The sequence below is a fragment of the Barnesiella sp. WM24 genome, assembly GCF_004570975.1.
Classification (GTDB): domain Bacteria; phylum Bacteroidota; class Bacteroidia; order Bacteroidales; family Muribaculaceae; genus Muribaculum.
In genome coordinates this window covers 114,923-134,046 of sequence record NZ_SPPC01000001.1, presented here as the reverse complement: position 1 = coordinate 134,046, position 19,124 = coordinate 114,923, and the positions used below count along the sequence as shown (strand labels likewise).

Genomic DNA, 19,124 nt, shown 5'->3' with positions numbered 1-19,124 from the left:
ATTATTACTCAGATTATTAAAGAATTACTTATGCCGTGAGATTGGCGATAGATCAAATAATAATTGCCTTATCTGTTTATCGTCAAGACGCAGCGTTTCTAGCATTTCAAGTAATTCTTCTTGTCTTGGTTGACCCATAGTCAACCGATATAGTGATAGCACGTCAATAAGTCGGTGATATTTATCAATATCGCTACTCATAGGATATTGAGGTACTATTCGCTCAATCCATTCAATATCAATATTCGGATCATGAAGCCATTCGGTGGGAAGACACCAGTTGGGCACCATTTCTGAATAACGCTTACCAAACTGTTTTCTGACTTCTTCGTTAGCGCTGTCAAATAGTTTATCCCAGTCGTAAATATCTGGAAAAATCTTGGCAATATTTCGTCGAATTGCCAAGCATTTGTATCGGTTAATTCGACCTTCACGTTGCTCAAGATCTTGTGGATTTGAAGGTAAGTTCCAATGAACAATCTTTCGGCAATACCAGTGGAAGTCGAGTCCCTCTTGACCAACGGATGTACTGGCAATAATGAAAGGATAAAATGGTGATTGAAATGCGGTTCTTATATTGTTACTGCGTACCTCGCTCTTTTCATCGGCAGTATTTTTCGCCTTTGTAAAAGGTACGGCGTATGACACACGCATAGCGAACTTATTCCCGTCGGCAGAACCGAAAGAGTTATCAGTGTCAATACGGAGCGTTGAAACATTTATGAACGCATCGTTCATCTTTTTGATGAAATTATCAGGCGTTGAGCATAAATGATAGTATTCATCAAGAACGGTCTGTAGGTTTCCAAGTACGCAATAGTCAATAACCCCATCCAAGAAGAACTCATCTTCGTGATACTTATCTTGAATTTTATCAATGATGTATCCCGATAATCGACGGTTGAATATGGTTATGAATCCCTTGGCTGCCTCACGCGCCATATCAAAATCTTTTAATATGCGATAAAGGCATACACCGGGAGCAGCGATAGCCATATCGGTGAGAATCTCAATAGTATTAGCTGGCATCTCATCCGGACGTTCTGTTTCGGGATTATCGAGCCATTCAATCACACGCAATATCTTACCATAGTTTCGACGTTCTGATGTTGGAATCCCTTGGACAGCGTTAGAAATCTGACGTTTTATGTGAGTCTTGATTATGTGTAGTTTTTCTCCATAAAAATCTGATGGAATATAAAGTGATGCAAGGAATTTAGAGGGATATACCAGAATACTTTGAGCATCTGGCTTAAGGCGATTACCACCTGTGCGCTTATCATACCCAGCCTTCTTATATTTTGAGAAAATAACTTCGCGCTCCGCTTCATAGGTCATGAGTGTAGCAATCATTCGTGGTACCATCTCCCACGCTGAGAAGACAAGCACTTTTGAAAAACCATGATTCTTTACGAAAGGATTTTCTGCATTGGTGGTGTAATAGGGACGTGACGCTGGAACCCAGAGTAGAAGTTCTGTTCCACGTCCTTTGGGCAACATCATATCGCGCAAATATTGCATACGGGCATTCCGCATGGGAATCTTATGGAACTGAGATATATCTTTTTCTCTAAGGAGAACCTGTTCGGAAGGTTCGGGTAATCCCTTGAATCGGCCTTGATAGACTGTAGAAATTTTTTGCTTTAGCTCATAGGTGTCCATGAACGAAAGCAGATATGGCGATGATTTGACATATTCCATTGGTACATTTGACAATGAAAAACGTAGTTTTGAACTTCGCCCAGAAGCTTCCTTACATGCAGAAATAATTCTCTGCATTTCGCAAAATGAGAGAATATCATCGGTAGAAATCGGAATTTCGGCTACTGCCTCAGTAGAGATTAGCCCTTCATTTAGTCTTTCTGTGCGACACATTCCGTGATACATCTTCTTTTCAGCTAATTGCTTGGAGGCAAGTATCACATCGAATTTTTCTGTGCGAATATGTGATAATTTATGGGAATAGTCAGACCAGAGCTCATGGAACTCATTTTCACCGCTAAATAGGAAATTCATCAGTCGATTGAAATCTTCATAATGCTCGTCGGCATTATACTCGGTTAGTTCCTCAAGAGTAGAGAATGGCTTATACGGAGTTGCGGACAGAAGTAATATTAGTGGTTGTTGGCCGCCTTCTTGTTCAAAAAACTTTTTGGCAATCACACTCTGCTCGCTTTCATCGTTATAATCCAACAACGAACTGAATCTCTGAAACTCATCCATAATGATAAGATCAGGCTCAAGCATAGACATACTAAGGTCTGCAAATATTCGGCGCAACATATTTATAATTCTAGTGCTGTCTAAGTTTGAAAGGTCTCCATTTTTTAAATTTCCAATCAATTCTTCCTGAATATCCAAAAATGTTTGATTGCTATAAAGATACTGATGCACATCTTTTATATAAGATTGACCAAGATCACTAACCCTTTTGGAATAACGCTTCAACCAATATCCCCATCCACTATCGCCTGAGTTGGCTTGAAACAACCGTGACAAGTGATGCTGGAAGTTGGAGAACTCGTCAAATCTTTCTAAAATAGTCACTATCAAAGCTCTTTCGGCAGCATTACCCTTGCTGTTTCCACGCAAGGAGAATGATGTTGAAGGAGTAAGCGGTATAATAATTTCTCCCATTTTACCGCTTTTTGAATTAACTATTTTTGCTTCCCGCTCGCGAATTGTCAGATGCTGCATTGAGAGACGGCTCTCCGTAACATCCGCCTTGTTTTTTATACCGAGTTTCTCTATATTTTGGTTTGCAATACTCATATTTGAGCAAACATAAACCACACGAAACATATCGTCGTTGACAGCCTTGCGCATTTCTCGCACTCGGTCGATTACGGCAGATGCAACGTGGGTCTTTCCGAGGCCGACTTCATCAGCAAGAAGCACTCTACGCTGACCTCCGGATTTTATCTCATTACCATTTGTATCGATTGTTGCCTGTCGAAATATATCGGCAATGCGATCGGCAGTAGCCCTTTGAAAATCATATATTGCCATAATCAACGAAGTTTTTTGATTGAACGTTTGAACATGTCAGACATCTGACGGAAAGAATCAGGGACGACTGTCGCATCCAGTCGATTTACTAATTCTTCAATTTCTTCCAATCTTTCTGGATTAGTGGCAGCAATACGAAGCAAAGATTCATAAAGTGTATTACCTTTATGATTAGCAAAAGTATTTTCTCCCATAGATTTTGCCTCATCGGTTTGCATCATTATTGACGCGAACTCTTGTGGACGGTTCGTAATCATCATCTCGACGTAGTTGAGAAACTTATCAGAAGTATTTATCAACGAACGGAATATATGATTATCGCGATCCTCAGGAATACCTTTTGTTGGAATCTTTATTGCCATTCTAATTGGTTTGATTGTCTCATCAAATGGAATGACCTTAAGAATATAAAATTCCGAAAGCTGGATTCGTGATATACCGTTCAATTTACATATCAGCGCATCCGGCATTAGCTCTGACTCATTACAAGGCTCTTGAATTGGGGCAAATGTTATTCGGCCATTAATGCCATTACACTTCTTAGCTGAGATAACAACAGTATATTCTCCTTCAATTTCAATAACCTCGGCTGAGAGGTTATTCCTACTAATCAAGTTTTTGCGTATAGCAATAGTAATAGAATGATCCTCTTGGCTGCTTTCAGATTTTGGTAATGACGTTATTTGTTCACACAATTGCTTTTTCTCATCGCAAAATTCAGATTTGAACGTCTCAAATCGACCTCTACCTATAGGCATTGATAGCCTGAGAAGGAACTCCGAATTTTGGTTGAAGCCACTTTCAGTAGCATTTGCCGAACCAAGCCAATAATAGATTCCATTCGGATAAGTTTCCGGAGCCCAAGAAAAATACATCTTGGCATGAAGATTCATCGGCTGAATATCATTTTGTTCCGCAACCTGCGACATAACCCAAATCTCACGTTTATTGCTGGAATAAATACTCAAGATTTCAGGTGTAAGACTATCAATGCGAGTAATCAGCACCTTTTCGCTCGATGGCTTATATTCATTGAGCCACTGAATAGGATTTGAATTGCCGTCACTCTTGAGGGGTGTCTTATCAATGAAGGGTGATACTATCATCATCTTCTGTCCTGCTAAATCTCTTGTAATGTCTATTTTCGGATTCAGATTCTCGCCGAAATGAATCGGAAGAAACTCATAATCTTCGAAAGGAGAATCAAGAACAAATTTACCCATTGAGTCGAGGTCGTTGACAAGTTTTCGAATCTTCTTTTTCTTGTCAGGATTAGCCTTCTCCGCAAGAATCATCAATAAATCTTTAAGAGGTTGATGTTTGCGGCGAAGTTCAGCAGAAGTCTTTACATCAAGAGGTGCTGTCATTGTAGCCGCGATATCTAGACTTGAATCTTTTGTGAGATTACGACTCATTACCACAAGTTTTATCTGACGCTTGGTACGGTCGTCAAGCGAACGCTCTTTTATCACCCATATTTTCGGATGGAAGTTAGCCAATTCTTTTCCTTTATGCTCGTCTGCAACCTCAAATACACTCTTGTCAAGCATGGCATACAGTGGATTCATGCGTAGGGGCGGTTGTAATCCGGCACGATTACAAAAGAGGGCAATACGATTATTTGCTTGACGCAAACCTTCAAGCAGACGGAATGGAGATTGGAAATCAGCATCGGTTACGTCACCAAGACGAGCAAAAGACAAGGCGATGGCGAGGAATGCCTCCGCATCAAGACTGTAGGTCGTACCGACTGCAAATTCCAACTCATAGCCTGGAGTTGCAACTATTTCATTATATACCAAGTCATTCATTGCTCAATCCTTCCTCAATTTCAGACAACACAGTTCGAACAATTGTATTCCATCGGTAAGCCATTGGCTGGGGAGATTCAAATGGTTTTCCTTGCGGCATGTCTTTATAGTTTAGGAGTTTACTTCTTTTTAGACCCTTGATGGTTTTCTCTCTCAGTACGATTTGTCTATCAAGTTCGTCAAAATTCTTTTCCGCAATGAGTTGAGCACTCTTTTTGATAAAAAGCTTGCATGACTCCTCGGTCACTTTTGACGACACGAACTGGATTATCTCATTGATAGAGTCTGGAGTAAATTCATATGCGTATTTAGTCAGTAGCCTACTAAATTCCGCCGCCTCAATTTCTGCTGATTCTTCAGCTCCGACTAGTATATCATATTGCATAGCATATCTCAGTCGTAGTAGATAGGCAAATCGTGAATAACGCAAAGCTAAATTGTAGGTTAGATATAATTCATCTGGTACATTATCTTTTAATAATGTACCCAAGTCATCATCATCGAACGAGAAGGCGGGGACCCTCTCGTATAGGCCACTGTCAAGCAGATAACTAAGCAACGAACCATGAGTAGTAGTCACTATCTGCTGCTTGAGAAATTCAGCCTCTTTACGCATTAATGTAATAGATAACTGCGCTTTGCTATTGAAATTATAGTTCACACCACAAGTTTTGAATAGCTGACGATTACCTGTCAGGTCATCCGAATCATCTCCATTTTCTTCGGTTCCCTTATGTTTTCTCGGCATGTTTTGATAGATGGCAGAACGCTCAGCAAGAGTTGCATAGATATTGCCTCCGGAAGGAATTAGTCCATATGTTTCCATTCCGGCTTGATATACATAGGCTGGATCATACTTTACATATTTCGCGCCTCGACTTTCCTTCAACATATCTGCGCCGATAATACCGGTAGTATCTTTTGAGGACCCTTCAATAAGACGATATGTCAGCTTAACTTCCTGTTCGCGCACAATGGTACGCGCTTCGCGGGTGTCGGATATTCGTGTCTTTTCGAGATGGGCATAGAGTGCCGGCATTAACAAGAAATATTTGGCATGAGTCTGCAAGACTGACATGCCCGGGAACATGGTATTTGAGAAAGCATCTCGGATACGTCCAAGCCCAAGTTCGTCAATCGCTCCTTGACCCTGCAATAGTTTCATCACCTTGTTAGCACGGTTCAGAGCCTCTTGATTAAAACTCACAAATCCTATTTCCATTCGTCGTAATAGTATATCCAAGTGTAACAACATTTTATTATAATAAAACACAGTATAGATTTCATGCTCATAATTCCGAAGGCGTATTGTTAATAATCCAAGTTGCATTATTCTTAGCCCCAATTCGTGAGAGGATTGCTTTCTCTTTAAGCGAAGCTATGGCACGATCGACCGTCCGTTTACTCAGACTTGTTTTAGTTGCAATATTTGCTATTGAAATTTGCGGGTCGTTCATTATAAGCCTGATAACAGCCATTTCTTTCAATGTAAGTCGTGCGGATAATTCTTCTGACGTTTCCAAAACGTCATTTTGGCGTTTAGGAGATTCCCAAACGTCATTTCGAGATTTTGACTCTTCCCACCGGATGTGAAGAGTTCGGTTACGGAGATCTGCCGGTATGCCAAATACCGCAAAATTCATGAATCGTTCAAGTGGTTCAAATGTACGGTGAACGCCCTTAGGTATATTCTCGTATTGAGAACGAACGAGGGCATTACGGAAGAACCATGAGTGCTTTTCAAAGCTCTCATTATTCACATCGAACCCAAAACTTCTCAAATACTTGATAAGGAAGACTGCGGTCGTTCTAGTGTTCCCTTCCCCAAAGGCATGAATCTGCCAAATGTCTGAAATGAATCGCGTGATATGTCTTATAGCCTCAACGGAAGAAACAGCACTATAATCAAATTTTTTCTCTTCACTAAAATCATATGTCAGAAGTTCTGACAAAGAGTTTGCACTACCATAGCCGATAGTATCGCCATCAAGAATCCACTGATTCTTGGTAATATTATAGGTGCGGTACTGTCCGGCATGAGAAAGGACATCTTTGAAGAGAAAGCCATGAATGCGGGACAACTCCATAGGCGAGAATGAAAAAGCCTTCTCTGCTAAAAGTAGATTGATTCGGTTTGAAACTTGGTCTGCCTCAAAAGTCCCGTCAACTTCAGCTTGCTCGCGGACAGACCTCTGGCTATAATACTCCTCCAGACGTTTGCCAACTTCCTCACTTGAAAGCGAACCTTCTATGTTTGCCTTGGCTTGTTCAAGCAAAAACTCCGATGGCTTCAATCGGTCAACATCCTGTAACCCGATAGCAATAGACCAGTTACGGGCACGCTCCTCCACTCCCGGCTCACCGGAAGTCAGATACTGCTCAAGCCCTTGATATTTTTCTTTGTATGACATCTCTAATGATTATTCTGAATCTAACGAAAGGACGTTATCGTTAAAACGGTTGAAGTCCGATTGGAATAGGCGATCTTGAATAATGAGGTGTTTTTTCAAACTACGACTCAGCAAAACTGTTGGCATAATAGAATTTGAGATGCGATGTACCTGACGCTCATCTTCGGTTTGAACTCCCGAGAATTTCTCGGTAGTTGCCTCTTGCAATAACTCTCCGGTATCATATATATTTTTCAGATGTAACCCGATGTTATCAGTGGAGCAATCAAAAAGCTGCGCCATAGCCTTCTGTGTGCACCAGATACTTTCATCCCGGTACACAACCTGCACACCGTACTCCTTCCCCTCAATCTGAAAGATCTGGAATTCCACCGTGCTATTTCGTATCTCAAACTTCTTAGCCATCTGTATTATATTAGTGTAATTTTTACATCGCTGTTTGCATATCGAGGACTTTTAGATTGCCTTTCTTATCAAACATAAAGTTTCCTTCATTCAAGTCGATTCGTCCGTAAGGACAGATACTAAACAATTCAGCATACGCCTTTTCTATGAACTCAAAGAAAACAGATACGTATTGAATCCGTGTGGATATTTGTTGATCTGAAAGTTTCATAAGCGTATCCTCATTCTCATTGATATGTGATATATAATCGTTACACAACATTATACATCGATTGATTTTAGCTGTTTCTTTGTATTTGTATATCGACCAAAGGTCGCTCCAAGTTAGATAATTGGTGATTGGATTATCTGGAAAAAGAGAAAACCATGCATGTCTGAAATCACGGAAAGCTTGATTGACCCATTCTTGTTCAGGTGATTTATACAGTCGTTCCATAATAATCCAAGTATACATTCGCTCCTCAATACCAGAGTAAAACGCTCCCATAGATTCTATATCACAGAGATGTTTACAATGGCTACCTTGAAGAGCCTTGCATACCGAATCAGAAGTTAATTTCAGAACTTTCTCATCAGGTATGGCAAAGGCAATTCCGTGATTACCAGTCCCAAGTAGTCCCGTAAGCCTTATATGGGGATATTTGAGTGAAAATTCCTGTTTTAATTTATCGATTTTTCCTTGTGCCATTTTTATGAAGCGTCATCTTTTAAATCAGAATCAACATCAAAGTCAAAAAGGGTTGGAGAATTATTAGCCTGACGTTGTAGTTGACGTTTCCTTTCACCGGTCGTTATTTCTGGAGGATTATCATCTTTCCCGCATGAGTGTACTTCTATAACTTCATATCCACTAATTTTAGTTTCTCCTTCTTTATCAACCGAAGTGTAGATTTTTAGGTCACATATAATATATGTACCGCCTGTAAAATCCACATCGCCTTTTAAAACAGAATTTCTAAAATCTACATCGCTTAACTTAAAAGGAACTGGCTGAGAATTATAGACTCCTTGCCATTTAATTTTTCGTTTGCGAAGCACAGGCGCAATAATATCAATTCTGACGTTATAAATTGTATTTTCATCCTCCATCGCGTCAGTGATAATATATGCATCGAAAGAATGTCGATTGATAACAATTTCATTATTGTCAGCATTACCAACGGATGAAGAAAAGCCGATGCCTGTAATACGAGATTCTTTTTTTGCTTCACAATATAGATTCGATACTCTTCGTTTTATCTTATTCTGAATGTCTACTGTTGCATGTTTTAATGAATCTGCACGCAGTTCTCTTACTTCCTTTTCTAATTCAAGACGTTCTTTTTCTTTCTTTAGATTGTGTATATAGGAACCATCTTTAATGTATTCAAATGCCCAATTAAGAACATTATCTAAGGAAGTAGATAGGGGATTAACAGATAATGCTATAACGAGAGCAATAACCCATTGGAGTTTAATTTCTTTTCCATCTTTGGCTGTAAACTTTAATCTACTCCAAAGGCTACCTTCTAAAAGTGGCTGTACGCTTACTTCTATATCTGCACTTACTAATCTCTTTACTTCCTGAATAATCCCCAATAATTGGTATTCGCATTTATTAAAAATAAATGCGTCCATAAAATGTCCATCATCCGAAAATAGATAATGAGTACTGAGTTTGTTAAGAGTTGCCATTCGAATCAAGAACTATGGTGGGTAATAGTTATTTTATATCAAACTTCGATGGTTATGAGAATTTGATGGTTGGAATTGCTATGAATATGTTTCGTTGTAGAGGTCAAGTAGATTCTGTTCCTCTAATCTCCACTCACCGGTTGGCTGAATTGCATGATCCAACCCCTTGAGTTTTTGAGTGAGTTTAGTCAGAGAATATTTCTTGCCGTTATACTCAACCTTATTTTCGCTAACGACCGTAGCATTGATACTTTCATCAGCGACGAAAGTTAGAACATCACCATCGATTAGCCCCATCTGATAAAAGTTAAGATTGGGTCGGCGCTTTCTTGCTTTGGAGGAACTTTCCTGATACTGAATAAAATTATCGAGATTCTGACTTATATCAAGAATATCATCATTGAAATCAAAATATATATCCCCGTCTTTGGCTATAACTGTCAATTTAAAGTCTATAGATTTTGATATTTCCTTTACTGCCGCAAAAACTACTGGATATAGTTTAGAGGTTGTAAGGGCTTTCTCTAATTCATGTAATTTTGATAGCATTTCGGAAGATGGGGTAATTCCCATCTTTTTTACTGTGTAGATTGCGGATTTAAGATCTTTTAGTTGCTTTGTTGAATCAGATATGTCAATATTTTCGTTAGCATTTTCAGTATCCTTTTTTTCACCCGTTTGTACTATTTTCTTTCGTGTACGATTAGTGAAGGCTCGGAAGGAAGGGTATTTTGAAGATAGGTATTCTCGCGTAATAACAGCCGGAGGGTTATCAAGTAACTCTATGCCAGATAGTGTAATCCGCGCAAAAGAACGTTGAGGTCTTTCTGCAAGCCCAGCTTGACACAAGTAAGTTAACGACCATGTAATACGATCGATTACTTTCGTATTATTGCCGCTTCTTGTAGTCTCTGCCAAATCATTCTTGGAAAAATTGAAATAATTAATGACATCAGAGCGTAATTGCTGAAGGGAAACTGTTTTCCCATCTTTTAAAGCCTTTAGCGTCGCTAATATAAATTCTTCGAAATCTGGTACCATAATGTTATTCCTTAGGCATTATATAACCTTTATCTTCTGCTTTAGTGACAATCTTCACGAGTCTCTTACACTGAGCAGTAGTAGGTAGTGAATTCTTTCCAATATAATTAGCAATAGAGTTTATGAAGCTAAGATCGCCAGAAGAGAGTAAATCCTCCTTCTTTAAATCGGAGTAAACATTTCTCCAATAGTTCTCTCCAAGTTTGAATATTTCAACTGATTGATCTATACTAGAGTTGAAACGGTGGGCTCGTTTAGCGGAAGCTTCAACATCTTTAGTTTCATTACGAGAAATTAATGACGTCTCGAACTCATCAGAAAGTTCATAATTAACCTTCTGAAATCCGGTCCAAGTACCTATATTTCGTGAAATAGTTCGCACGAGTCCACCACCAGCCTGATCCATTAGATATGTATGAGCCAAGAACGCTATGGCGAGTAGCTCCTTTGCCAATGCAGAATAAACATTTTGTTTTTGCCAGATTGCCTTCCAATCAAGATCTTTATCTTTTGGAAGCAACGACATTAGTTTAGCAATAGCATACGGTACAATTTGTGCTTTATTGCCCCCTTTCGGATACCAAGATGATTTATTGACAAGACTATCAAGCTTATCAAAGATGATGACCGAACAAATAGCTTTCTTGAAGTATTCTTCGTTTATAGAGTCACGAGACTCTGAATAAATTTTTTCTATCTGTTCAGCGAAACGATTGAAATTTATTGCTGAACTTTGGCACACTTGATGAGGATTCATTGCAAGTGTATTTAAACACTTTGCCAATTTTTCTTTCTTTACGACCTGTGATTTTGGATGCATGTCACAATATTTCTTACGCTGCGCTGGCGTTAGCTTCATCTGCTCCTGTTCCCACTTACCTCTGGAACGTTCATAAAACCATTTAGTTTGAACAGGGTTTCCATCAATAGGCGGAGCTAATACTCTATCTGACAATTTCTCCATCATCACATGGAAAGGATGATTAGAAAAGAAATCAGCAGCCGAAACTGCGTTTTGACTATTTGCACATTGAGAGATTGTTTTAGTAATTTCGTTGTAGTGGTCGATTTCTTCCTCAGACATATCATTCTCTACGTTAAGAACAGTCAATTTCATTGGTACAAATATATTCTCCATCCCGTTTTTTGCCTCCTTCCGAATTATGGCATTTGCTAAAGAGGCAGTCGTCTGGCCTCCGTTTATGATTTGTGGGTCTTTGAAATGAACTATCTTTGTGCCATCAGGAGAGAAAGCTACTGAGCGAGCTACAATAGCTATGCCATTGTTATAGGTAAAGAATTTATGAGGTTGCTCCATGATTGTACGACGAATGCCCTTATTGACATTGCCTCTTACACTTAGGAAAGCACGAATATTACCTTGGAGTAGTTTGCTACCGTATTTCAGATAAAGATTAGCCAAGAATTCTCCCGGGACAATCCCAAGATAGGAATCAAAACTATCAGTATTACCAAGCTCCGCCTTAAGATACTGGATTCCGGTACAACCAAATTCAGTTGTGTCAAATTCAATAATTTCGCTCGAATTTGATGCAAATGTTTGGAAAAACCGCTCAATAGTCCATACGTTGAGTTCAACGGGACGTTCAAGGAAGTCTTCTTGTGAAACACTTTTTACTTGTTTACTTAGGACTGAGTCAGAAAGAATATAGAACTTAAATCTCATAATATCAGTATTTATGAGACCTTTGCCGATGTATTTCTTGAATTCTTTAGCAATGTCTATGACTTCATCAGAATCATCGCAGTAATCCGAGATTGAACCATTGACAGCTTCTTCAAGGAAATTGCGCATTCGTATTGAGAGCTCTGCAATGCGTGAATTTGTAAGGGTTGAGGGTTGTTCTCGCTCGTTAGAAAAATCGCTGGTAATGAGAACAAGTGATGCATCAGCATCATCGTATGCGTAGGCATCGAATGCCATTATACGTCCTCTGCGGCCTTTCATCTCCACAGACATTGGAATCGGATCCTTTAATTCTCCGATTGCTTCCAAATCTTCTAGTGCCTGATTTATGAATTGCGTTTCAGGCTCACTTCCTTCATGCTCTGCTTGGAAGCGAAGATTATCAATATATTGAGTTCTAAATTCGAGAATGTCCATAGTAAATAATTATTCCGTTGACATTTTGAATGGTTCTAGTTCAGCCTTATTGAGGTCATAGCGTACACAGCTAATTGAAATAGGGATATATTCTCTTTTTAATCGGGGGAAACTGTCATTCACCACATATTCTTCAAAAGAGCTCAGTGAAAACACGTAATTATTGTATTCTGGTGAAAAATCATATCCGAAACCACTGAGTTTATTCAAAAAAATTTCCCGTTGATGGATATTTAACAGTTGCAGTATCGAATTGACTATCTCATTTAACTTTATGCCATTAAATGAGCTACTCATCTTCTCAAGTTCATAGACAGCTAAAGTCCCATCTATGTCACTGTCGAGTTGTTCGAGGGATGCAATCTTAATTGCACCTTTGCCTGTGGATATTGTTTTAACCTCATGCCACTCGTTATCAAGGGAGAAATCTTTATGAGTATATTCTGGACCTGTCCATGCCTCAATTGCAGAATCAGGACCATGTTGCACAAACATGTTGTCTTTAAGATATAGTAATTCCCCAATGAGTCCCATGACTTCATTTTCATTAAGACGACCTTGATTCGGCCTAAAAAGCCTTTTCCAAGATAAATATCGCTGAGATAATAATTTGTAGGCGATATTATCGTCTGTTATATCTAATGTCGAGTTTACAAGATCTTCGCAAAATGTACAGAAGTATTCAAGGAGGTCTTGATTTTCTAGCGAAAAGCGGATAGAAATAAGTTGCTTATGCTTAGTCTGTGATACCGATATGACCTCAGAACCTACAAGTCGTGTGGGTGTAAAGTGGCCAAGAAATTCAAAGGAAAAACAACCATTATCATCTTTCCCTATGTAAAGATTCAACGAATCATTATCATTAAGACGTATGAATTGTCCCGGATGAAACCCTTCTGAAAATGTAGTATATATCTTATTCTTCATCTTCTTCCTCCTCGCTTAAGTCATCAAGCATGTTTAACTTGTAGTACGTCTTGTTCGCCTTGTAGTGGCAAGACTTGCCATGATCGTCCACAGCTGGAAGACCAATGCCGAATGCTACGATTTTTTCTGATTCCAAAGCATCCATAAACTTAATCAGTTGTTTGGTATCATCTTTATCTTCTTTAGTGGGATCCACCAATACAATGTATAATACAGGAGTCCTGTGAGGCAACTCGGCAAAATACGCATTCATTGGCATATTCCTACGTGCGACTTCTTCTGGGGTACAACAACCTTCATCTACCCAACGCTTTCTTTGTGATTCTTCGGCCTCCTTTATCTCATGAGGGTAGAGAGCCAATTTACCAGCTGATGCGCTTAGAAGGCGTCGTCTGGAGGTTATCTGAATTACACGCTTGGGATTATAGTAGACTGTACGGGCTGCACACTGAATGTTTTCAAGACCCGGGATGTCATAATACTCCTGACTTTCACCACCAACGAATACGATATTCCAATTCTCTATGTCAGAGTTCTCCGGATCTCGTAGGAAGGTTAATATGTTCTCCACATTAAAGAACATATTTACTAACGAGCATTTTATCGAGGAGATGAAATCAATTACTATTTGTTTAGGTACATTCTCAAAAAATCGTGATGCACCATTTTTATCATTAATGTTTTTATCATCGTATTTACGAATGTCTGCGAATCGGAAAGCATATCCTGACTCAAATAATTTTCTAGTTAAAGAGACTACGGCTTCTCTGTTTTTCTTATTCTGCTTGGCATTTAGACTCACATATGGAGTCTCAAAGAAACGACCATAGTAAGAATACTGAACATCAAGATTGTATGTGCTACGCATCTTATTTGATGCTGTGATTTGTAGCTCGTCACAGTTATCTCTAACCTTAATGCCGAAATCCTTTGGAGTAAGCTGTTGGTCAAACATGCTACGAATATCTTGTTTTAAATCATCAGAAGAACGTGCAATCTCAGCATACCAACTGGCACTAAGAGGGGTAGTCCATATTTGGAAGATATCCTCATACCCATGACGATACCCAAACCATCGGCCCATCTGCATAAGGACATCAAATGTTGCGGTGTTTCTATAAAAATAGCTAACCATCAGGCCTTCTAATGTAAGACCACGGGATAGTGCGATGCCACCAACGGCAATAACACGGATGGATTTGTTAGTCTTATAATCCAGTTTATCGCTATTTTTAGAACCGTTAATTACCATAACCTTTATTTTCTCAATGGCAGTTATAAGGTTCTGTTTCTTTATCACGTCTGCAAAAGTTACGTCTTTTACATTTGTGAAATGTTTCTCCCATATTTGCTGGAACTCCTTGAATAATGGCAATTTGAAATTTTTGGCAGTATTCTCCGAGAAATCATAACGTATGGCATTGAAAACATCTTCTTTCTCCTTGTCAACATGTTCAGCAATACGATGTTGCACTTTTACAAATCGGCTCATGTTAATCAACATACTTCGAGGTGAAGAATGATTGCCACGAAGATCGCGTATTACATTCGCAAGGAAAAAGCAAAGGATGCTTTCGCGCAAAGAAGCTGGATATATTCCATTCCACTCCTTCTTATGACGATAGTAGAATGGTCCTAAATTCAGTGTTTCCGGATTATTCTCTACAGCATCTCTATATTCATCTGAGCTGTAATCTGGTTCCTCAATATCTGTTATATAACGAAGACTTCTATGGCAATCGCCTTCCTTATAAAATATTCGATTTGCTCCCACGTAATTCGAGGGGGTTGGTAGGGCATATATGAAGTGTTCTGGGAATAAATCTGCGTGTTTCATAGAATCCTCTGAGTCTGGATCAATGAAAACATTGGCGAAAGGGGTTGCCGTAAAACCCACATATGTCGCATTTTTAAAGAGATTACATAGCTTACGAATCAATTTATTAGTTCGAGTGGGATCAGTCTCATCTTTGCGTGTATTAACCGAGGCATTATCAGCTTCATCGTCAATAAGTAGCATAGGGACATCAACATAATTATAAATGGAATCAAGATTAAGTTCCTTAAGCCAATTATATAGTTTCTGAAGAACAGAAACATTTTTCTTTACCACAAACAGAACCAAGGAGTTCTGTGAGTGGAGAGAAGTTGCAATCTTATCACTACTGCTTACGAAGTCGGTGACGCAAGATGTGAATGGTGAAGCGTTAATTTGATGATTAGTTTTGCCAACTCCAACACGTTCGCGAATTTCACTCTTATGTTGTTTCTTGATTGTATAACCGATAATACCTTCATCAATGCGCTCTTGAGTCTGCTGACGTAAACTTTCAGTTATGCCTGCCAAAAGAATAACTACCTTATAACCAGCATCAGCTGCTTTACATATTAAACCTGAATACGTTGCAGTCTTTCCAGACTGAACATCTCCTATGATTAACCCTCGAGTAAGACGAGTACCATCAAAAGAATCTTTTGGATTACCCAAACAGTTCATAATATTGGGGAGTGTTATTTCATCTAAAAGATTGATACTATTGAGGTCAATATTAGTGTTATCAATTAAGTGCTGACGATATCGTGTCCAATAACCATTAGTATATGTGTCGTTGTCATACCAATCATGTCTATCGTCGTATTCAGAGAAGATACATTGCCCCGCAGTATGGGTTATGCGATAAGCGTATTCAATATTTGAGAATATTTTAGCATTGTCTTCGGCATCAATATCAGCATGTAACCATCCTATAACACGGTCTATATAAGCTTGAATGCTATCGTATTCAAGCCGTTTGCCCTTGTCAATATCCCAGTCAATCTGCTGTTTAAGCATTGACATTATCTGCATATGTTCTTGCTCAGTTAACTTCATTGTTAAGTCTTATCAAAAGGGTTTCACGCACTTGAGGAAAATTACATAACGGTTCTGACTTCATTAGGTCATCCACAATGTCTGAATAGGGTCGATTTGTGAAAGACATAATGCTTTTTGCCATACTTGTACCAATTTCCAACACCTCGTCAAGACGTTGATCGGATTCCTGTATTGTAATCTTCTCGTTAGATTTATCAATATACATCTGTTGAATGGGAAGATTCTTTTCGACTTCATTTAAAAGCATTTGAAGCAGATAAAAATCGTCATCCGTCATTTTATCACGTATAAACTGAAAGAGTTTACTATCTCTGTTTATTTGATAATAAAATGACTTGTTGCGGTCTTGAAAACGCTCCCATATATAATCTCGGTCATCATCAATTTTCTCCTTCCTTCCACGATGAGTTTGCTTCGTAGTTGAAATGTCTAATGCCTGAATAACCGTATTTTTCAACTGTTGTTGAATGCGTTTAGGTATAGATGCTGATTGTTTCTTAACGTCAATACTCCATATGTCATCAAGAGAGTTTGGTATATCAACTCTTATACGGGCATTCTTCGTCAATTCTGCTCGTGGCTTCATACCGAACCAAGTGCCCCAGATTATCAAACGATTATTTCTGTAAATGTAGAATCCTTGACGAAGACGTAAGTTCTCAATGCCTCCAATTAATTTTCGGTCTTTATCGGAAAGATCGGTGATGTAAGGTAGAACAAATGGTTTAATTCTGATATGACGCTCAATTCCTGTCGTATCTTGAATTGCAATACTTCTCTCTTTCTTTGTTGTCGTTTTAGGATGAGACTCAAGGAACGGATCTTGAGGACGCACTTTATGATTATTTATATAAATGGATAATTTATTCTTATTAGCTGATAAAAAACGGTGAAAGATGAGAGTGAGTGCATCATCCAATCTCATTTTCATATCGTTTAGTGCATCAAAAACAAGTCCCTCACTAGACTTGTGTAAAATGTCAAAATCCTGCCAAAGTACAAGTGTGCCTTTCCCTTGAATTCTTAATTCTTCAATGTATGGTAGCCGGAGGATTTCTTCTATATGTAGTTCTTTGGCTATCCAATCTTTCTTTTGAAGAATATAATTATAATCCCAAGAATAAGCTACCATGTTCCCATCATGATAACTGATAACTGTCAAAATCTTACACTGAGAGAGCGATGCAGATTTTAGACCAAGTCCGAATCGGCCTAAATCATATTCATCGCGTTTATCCTCGGATGCTATGCTCCCGTAGCGCATAGCATCTACTAAAACATCTTTAGACATGCCAATACCATCGTCCAAAATACCAACTGCTAAATCATCTAAAGGTGTATTTGGAAACATTATTTTGACAGTGCTACATTTTGCGGTAATACTGTTATCGATTATATCGGCTACTGCTGACTCAAATGAATAACCCATTGAGCGCATAGAGCCCATGAGCATATCTGCTCGTGGATCAATTTTTTTGTCCTTGCTCATGGTCTTCAGTTAATTTAAGGATTTGTTGAATAACAGCTTTAGCTAATAACGGAGGAACGGCATTACCAATTTGTTGCTGAATATGAGAGATTGGTCCTTCAAAATAGAAGTCATCGGGAAAACTTTGAATACGTGCTGCTTCCCGAACAGATAGACCTCGATCTTGAAAGGGATGTATAAGCATACTCTTTCGGTAGTTCGATATAACCACAGATGGTTCATCGGCTTTGAGACGTTTGTAAATACCGCTATGGCATCTCTCTTTATCGGCATAATTGACCATTAGTTCATCGGGAATATCTCTCCAATTTCCTCCTTGAGGAATATGCTTGTATCGTTTAATGACCAATTCATTGTTAAGTGAGACCAGATTCTGAGTGGGAATTTCAGAATCATGTCTCATTAGTCGTTGATATGCGGTAGCTTCAGCTAAACTGCAAAGATACTTACCCTCGAATGACTGTTCTCCATTCCCAACGATAGGTAAGTCGCTTATTGCTTCCCATACGGATATTGGCTTTTTGTGTTTTTGGGGAAATTGAAATTTAATACCTAAACGATTACCTACCATGAAATATCGATTACGTCGTTGAGGAACACCGTAATCAGAAGCCCACAAAACTTCATCTGCCACTTCATAGCCTAAACTTCTAAAACATATTTCAACCAATCTTCTGACTGCTCCATTACTCATATTGGTAAACCCGTACACATTTTCGAAAAGAAACCAATCCGGTTGTATTTCTTGAACGAATCTTAGAAATTCTTCAAAAAGTGAATTATTAGGATTCTTCATAGTCCGGGTTCTAGTGTTTGACAATGAAAAGCCTTGACAGGGAGGGCCTCCCATAATAATAAAGACGCCCTTATCTTTAGGTTTTAAATCTGTGGGATCTAAATCACGTATATCCGAACAAATGACTTTGGTGTCAGGATGATTTCTTTCATAGGTTCTAACAGCGCTCCGGTTTATTTCTATAGCATGTGAAATAGTTATTCCAGCCATCTCAGCTCCAAGACTAAGACCGCCAGCACCCGCAAAAATATCAATTCCTATTCTTTTCATTTTGTTGGGCATAATAATTCTCTCACATCAACATCTAAGAAGTGAGCTATTTCTTGAAGTTGATTAACGGAAGGCTGAACTTTGTTGTTACACCAACGAGAAACTGTTGTCTCGTTCTTTCCAACTGCTTCACAAAGCCGTTTAGCCGAAACCTGTTTCTCTGCTAAAACAGCCTTAATTCTATTTACTGGTATTGGTTTAACTTCGTTACTCATCTTGTTACAACTTCTTGTAATATGATGCAAAGTTAGTAATTTTTTTTCACATATACAATAGTTTATACTGAACACG

The 19,124-nt window shown here is 38.8% G+C and carries 13 protein-coding genes and 1 pseudogene; all 14 read right to left on the bottom strand.

Features of this window, described 5'->3' with window-relative positions:
* Positions 1–24: 24 nt before the first annotated feature.
* The 14 genes and pseudogenes from E4T81_RS00580 to E4T81_RS00515 all read right to left on the bottom strand — a co-directional run bounded on the left by E4T81_RS00580 (position 25) and on the right by E4T81_RS00515 (position 19,048).
* On the bottom strand, positions 25–3,009 hold the full coding sequence (locus E4T81_RS00580; protein WP_135040509.1) for a helicase C-terminal domain-containing protein: 2,985 nt from the start codon (positions 3,007–3,009) through the stop codon (positions 25–27).
* A gap of 2 nt (positions 3,010–3,011) precedes the next feature.
* Entirely contained in the window at positions 3,012–4,820 is a 1,809-nt protein-coding gene (locus E4T81_RS00575) for a hypothetical protein (protein ID WP_135040507.1), read from the bottom strand.
* Positions 4,813–6,042 carry a DUF6361 family protein gene (locus E4T81_RS00570; RefSeq protein WP_135040505.1) on the bottom strand — a complete coding sequence of 410 codons (1,230 nt, stop codon included), beginning with the start codon at positions 6,040–6,042 and terminating at the stop codon, positions 4,813–4,815. Before E4T81_RS00570 ends, E4T81_RS00575 begins: the two co-directional genes overlap by 8 nt.
* A 67-nt stretch (positions 6,043–6,109) precedes the next feature.
* Positions 6,110–7,231: a Fic family protein gene (locus E4T81_RS00565; RefSeq protein WP_135040503.1), complete on the bottom strand. Its 1,122-nt coding sequence runs from the start codon at positions 7,229–7,231 to the stop codon at positions 6,110–6,112.
* 141 nt (positions 7,232–7,372) lie between these two features.
* Positions 7,373–7,636 (bottom strand): annotated as a pseudogene (locus tag E4T81_RS00560) (cell filamentation protein Fic); the annotation flags it as partial.
* Between the two features lie 22 nt (positions 7,637–7,658).
* Positions 7,659–8,324 carry a hypothetical protein gene (locus E4T81_RS00555; protein ID WP_135040501.1) on the bottom strand — a complete coding sequence of 222 codons (666 nt, stop codon included), beginning with the start codon at positions 8,322–8,324 and terminating at the stop codon, positions 7,659–7,661.
* A gap of 2 nt (positions 8,325–8,326) precedes the next feature.
* Positions 8,327–9,310, bottom strand: a complete 984-nt coding sequence (locus E4T81_RS00550) for a hypothetical protein (RefSeq protein WP_135040499.1) — start codon at positions 9,308–9,310, stop codon at positions 8,327–8,329.
* A gap of 78 nt (positions 9,311–9,388) precedes the next feature.
* The gene (locus E4T81_RS00545; protein ID WP_135040497.1) at positions 9,389–10,351 is read right to left on the bottom strand and encodes a winged helix-turn-helix domain-containing protein; all 963 of its coding nucleotides are present in this window, start codon (positions 10,349–10,351) and stop codon (positions 9,389–9,391) included.
* A 4-nt stretch (positions 10,352–10,355) separates the two neighbouring features.
* Complete coding sequence (locus E4T81_RS00540; RefSeq protein ID WP_135040495.1) at positions 10,356–12,476, bottom strand: AIPR family protein; 2,121 nt, start codon at positions 12,474–12,476, stop codon at positions 10,356–10,358.
* Positions 12,477–12,485: 9 nt separating this feature from the next.
* On the bottom strand, positions 12,486–13,403 hold the full coding sequence (locus E4T81_RS00535) for a PD-(D/E)XK motif protein (RefSeq protein WP_135040493.1): 918 nt from the start codon (positions 13,401–13,403) through the stop codon (positions 12,486–12,488).
* Entirely contained in the window at positions 13,393–16,275 is a 2,883-nt protein-coding gene (locus E4T81_RS00530; protein ID WP_135040491.1) for a Z1 domain-containing protein, read from the bottom strand. Before E4T81_RS00530 ends, E4T81_RS00535 begins: the two co-directional genes overlap by 11 nt.
* Positions 16,262–17,767: an ATP-binding protein gene (locus E4T81_RS00525; RefSeq protein ID WP_135040489.1), complete on the bottom strand. Its 1,506-nt coding sequence runs from the start codon at positions 17,765–17,767 to the stop codon at positions 16,262–16,264. Before E4T81_RS00525 ends, E4T81_RS00530 begins: the two co-directional genes overlap by 14 nt.
* Positions 17,745–18,833, bottom strand: a complete 1,089-nt coding sequence (locus tag E4T81_RS00520) for a DNA cytosine methyltransferase (RefSeq protein WP_135040487.1) — start codon at positions 18,831–18,833, stop codon at positions 17,745–17,747. Before E4T81_RS00520 ends, E4T81_RS00525 begins: the two co-directional genes overlap by 23 nt.
* Positions 18,830–19,048 (bottom strand): helix-turn-helix transcriptional regulator, encoded by a 219-nt coding sequence (locus E4T81_RS00515; RefSeq protein ID WP_209308137.1) that lies wholly within the window; start codon positions 19,046–19,048, stop codon positions 18,830–18,832. The genes E4T81_RS00520 and E4T81_RS00515 overlap by 4 nt, the downstream gene beginning before the upstream one ends.
* Positions 19,049–19,124: the final 76 nt, after the last annotated feature.

Coding starts and splice junctions, on each gene's coding strand:
- E4T81_RS00580 (WP_135040509.1), bottom strand. CDS start 3,009: ATGGCAATATATGATTTTCAAAGGGCTACTGCCGATCGCATTGCCGAT.
- E4T81_RS00575 (WP_135040507.1), bottom strand. CDS start 4,820: ATGAATGACTTGGTATATAATGAAATAGTTGCAACTCCAGGCTATGAG.
- E4T81_RS00570 (WP_135040505.1), bottom strand. CDS start 6,042: ATGGAAATAGGATTTGTGAGTTTTAATCAAGAGGCTCTGAACCGTGCT.
- E4T81_RS00565 (WP_135040503.1), bottom strand. CDS start 7,231: ATGTCATACAAAGAAAAATATCAAGGGCTTGAGCAGTATCTGACTTCC.
- E4T81_RS00555 (WP_135040501.1), bottom strand. CDS start 8,324: ATGGCACAAGGAAAAATCGATAAATTAAAACAGGAATTTTCACTCAAA.
- E4T81_RS00550 (WP_135040499.1), bottom strand. CDS start 9,310: ATGGCAACTCTTAACAAACTCAGTACTCATTATCTATTTTCGGATGAT.
- E4T81_RS00545 (WP_135040497.1), bottom strand. CDS start 10,351: ATGGTACCAGATTTCGAAGAATTTATATTAGCGACGCTAAAGGCTTTA.
- E4T81_RS00540 (WP_135040495.1), bottom strand. CDS start 12,476: ATGGACATTCTCGAATTTAGAACTCAATATATTGATAATCTTCGCTTC.
- E4T81_RS00535 (WP_135040493.1), bottom strand. CDS start 13,403: ATGAAGAATAAGATATATACTACATTTTCAGAAGGGTTTCATCCGGGA.
- E4T81_RS00530 (WP_135040491.1), bottom strand. CDS start 16,275: ATGAAGTTAACTGAGCAAGAACATATGCAGATAATGTCAATGCTTAAA.
- E4T81_RS00525 (WP_135040489.1), bottom strand. CDS start 17,767: ATGAGCAAGGACAAAAAAATTGATCCACGAGCAGATATGCTCATGGGC.
- E4T81_RS00520 (WP_135040487.1), bottom strand. CDS start 18,833: ATGAAAAGAATAGGAATTGATATTTTTGCGGGTGCTGGCGGTCTTAGT.
- E4T81_RS00515 (WP_209308137.1), bottom strand. CDS start 19,048: ATGAGTAACGAAGTTAAACCAATACCAGTAAATAGAATTAAGGCTGTT.